At 52.4% G+C, this 3,188-nt stretch carries 2 protein-coding genes; both read left to right on the top strand.

What is annotated here, in order from left to right:
* Positions 1 to 520: DUF1822 family protein (locus RMO52_RS09535; protein WP_310413355.1), on the top strand; the 520-nt coding region annotated here is incomplete at its 5' end.
* A 3-nt stretch (positions 521 to 523) separates the two neighbouring features.
* Positions 524 to 2,812: a CHASE2 domain-containing protein gene (locus RMO52_RS09530; RefSeq protein ID WP_310413353.1), complete on the top strand. Its 2,289-nt coding sequence runs from the start codon at positions 524 to 526 to the stop codon at positions 2,810 to 2,812.
* The last annotated feature ends 376 nt before the right edge of the window (positions 2,813 to 3,188 follow it).

The following is a 3,188-nucleotide window of genomic DNA, read 5'->3' as shown; positions in this document are numbered from 1 at the left end:
TATTTATAGTACGATAATTAATAATCTTCAAGAATTCTTAGCAGGAATCTTTGGGACTGGCTGGGAACCAATTATCCTGCCGGGAAGCGCTGGCGATCGTGATGAGCAATCGACTCAGTTGCGGCTGCGCCAGCAAGAGTTTGCGCTCAGAAATAATACACTGAATCTAGCGAGCAATCCTAATTACGATAGTATTCGAGACTTTACCGCCAGTAAGATGATCGAGCTGCACGCGAAGATCGCGAGTATTCCTCTCCTAATGACGATCGGTTTGAGTACCGAACCAGATGGACGCGTAAAAGTCAGAGTCAGAATTCATGCGGCGGGTGGTTTACCGATGCTACCCGCCCATTTGCAGCTCACCTTACAAGCTGAAAACGGTCAGTTTTTGAGTGAGATTCAGTATCCTGAAGCCATGAACTTCATCCAACTCCCCTCATTTAAACTACATCCAGGGACGCAGTTCAAAATTCGGGTAGCATTAGACAGTAGTAGTTTTACCGAATCATTTGTCGCTTAAAGCATGTCGATCGCCTTATTTCTCAGTCTGGGTGCAGGTAGTTTGAGTAGTGGATTCGATCGCATCAACTCCCGACTAGAAGTAGACAATCAGCTCGTCGGACAGCTTCAAGGCAGTTTACCCGGCAATCCCGAATTACAAACTCTCTACTACCAGTGGCAGTTTTTTTATGCTGCTTACTATGACAATTATCTCCATGCGGTGCGGGGCGAACCGCCCAAAATCGAACTCGATACTACGGGGGTGACGGGTTTTTCGGTTACTAGTTTCGCCCAAACGCGGGCAAAGCTGGAAGCCGAGATGCTCGCTTGGCTCGACACTAGCGCTTTTAGTGCCCTAGCCGAACCATTGCTGTGGAGGATCGGTAATGCCGCCGCCCCAGAACGATCGCGCCCCACCGAAGCGATTATTATTATCGAGTCGGCAGACGATCGGATCTATCGTTTACCCTGGCACTGTTGGAGCGCCCTTGCCCATTGCCCCCAGGCGGAAATCACCTTTAGTCTCAATACTTATCAACGCAAACTCAGTACTTCCGATCGCACCAAGCCGCGCATTCTGGCAGTATTTGGCGATCGCACGGGCATCGATACGATGACGGATGCCGCCTGTATCCAACGATTGCCAGCAGATTTAGTCACCCTCGTCGAACCGAGTATCGCCCAATTGCGATCGCAACTCCACGATCGCCAAGGCTGGGATATCCTGTTTTTTGCCGGACACGGCAGCGATCTGGAGACGGGTACGATCCACCTCAACCCGCGCGAAACGATCGCCCTCAAGGACATCAGCGATGCCATAGCCATCGCGATCGAGTGCGGGCTAAAGCTGGCAATTTTTAATTGTTGTAGTGGGTTGGGAGTAGCTGCTAGTCTGGCGGCGCTCGATATTCCCACCGCGATCGTCATGCGCGAAGCCATTCCCAATCGCGTCGCCCAAGACTTCCTGCAAACCTTCCTCTACAGCTTTGAAAGTGGCAATTCGTTATTAGTCGCCGTAGCTGATGCCAGACGCAGGCTCAAAGCGATCGAAACCGACTTTCCCTGCGCTACTTGGCTCCCCGTCGTCTTCTGGAATCCCACCGTCCCACTCCCCACCTGGAAATCATTTTATCCCCAACCGATCGCCCGGATGAGTCTGTGGAAATTGGGGGCGATCGTCCTAGCAACTACCGCCGCGATTTGGGGCGTCAGAAGTCAGGGCTATCTAGAACCGATCGAACTTGCCACCTACGATCTGACGCTCAATGCCCGATCGTCCGAACTGCCTGACGATCGGCTCGTCATCGTGGGAATCGATCGCACCAAACCCGTGAGCGATCGCGTCTTAGTCCAAGCCCTCACCAAGCTCCAAGAGTATAGCCCACAAACGATCGGACTCGATATCTATCGCGATATCCCGATGGGCGAAGGACATGACGATCTCACCAAACTTCTCCAACAAGAGTCGATCGTTAGCTCCTGTCTGATGTCGGGCAATAGTAAAAAATCCCCCGGCGTAGCCGCCCCGGAAGGCGTCAAACCAACGCGAGTCGGATTTACTAACTTTAGTCTCGATCCCGATGGGACGATCCGCCGTCAGGTACTCGGCATGGCAGCCAGCGATCGCGGCTGCTCGACAGATCACGCTCTGAGCCTGCGCTTGGCATTAAAATACCTAAATATTGCCGAAGCCGATGAAGCCGATAATGGCAATATCAAAATCGGTACCCACGAAATACCCGTATTAAATCATAGTTTCGGCGGCTATCGATCGACTCAATCTGGCGATAATTTACGTGGTTTTCAGGTGATGCTCAATTACCGCAACGCCGCCCAGATTGCTCCACAAGTGAGTTTAGAAGATGTTTTGACCGATCGAGTCACGCGGGAGGCGATCGCGGGTAAGGCGGTGTTAATCGGCTATGTCGGACGCAATTCTGGCGATACTTTTGCGAGCCTGGGGAAAACTGCACAATTGCCAGGAGTCTCGATCCATGCCCAGATGACTAGTAATATCCTCAGTCACATCCTCGACGGTCGAGCGTCGATTACTACTTGGAGCGATCTGGCTGAGTTTGGCTGGATTTTGATGTGGGGCACCGCGAGCGGGATGAGTTGGTTGTGGTTGACAGGTGCAGGGCGTTGGCTCGCCCCCGTCGGCGCAATTGTAGTTGTAGTAGCGACTTGTGAATTATACTTAGATACTCGATCGGTGTGGATTCCCTTGATTCCCGCAGTAGTTGTCATTGCGATCGTGCCCGTAGTGGCAAGCGGCGTCGAATGGCAAAGCAGCATCGATTGGCAATCGTAATTTTAGCTTTGTGTCCAGCAGAATCGATCGAATTACTGCCAGGGTACCCGATAATTTACACCAATTGTCTCTACATCACCAAATTGACGTATGAAGCGTAGATCTTGCCCTGCTTGGTGAAACGCACGCTGAGGAAGCCTCAGCGCGATCTCATCCGCTCACCCCCAACCCCTCTGTCTTGTCGTTTTTTTTTTCGGGGGTTCCCCCCTAATAAAAACGACGCTCCCAAGCTTGGGAGCGATTCGCGCACGCCTCTGTTCCCCGACGGTTTGCGGATGCGCGCTCCTCGGGTTCCCCGAGGGTTTAGCGCACCAAGCAGCGAATCAAGACTGAGGGGAGCCAGAGCCGAAGGATCTGGCGGGACTGAAGAGCAAAT

It is taken from the genome of Chamaesiphon sp. OTE_8_metabat_110 (assembly GCF_031382685.1).
In the GTDB taxonomy this organism is placed as follows: domain Bacteria; phylum Cyanobacteriota; class Cyanobacteriia; order Cyanobacteriales; family Chamaesiphonaceae; genus Chamaesiphon.
This window is presented reverse-complemented; position numbering and strand designations above follow the sequence as displayed.

What these genes read in the sequence shown, in the direction of transcription:
- RMO52_RS09530 (WP_310413353.1), top strand. Translation starts at nt 524, where the DNA reads ATGTCGATCGCCTTATTTCTCAGTCTGGGTGCAGGTAGTTTGAGTAGT.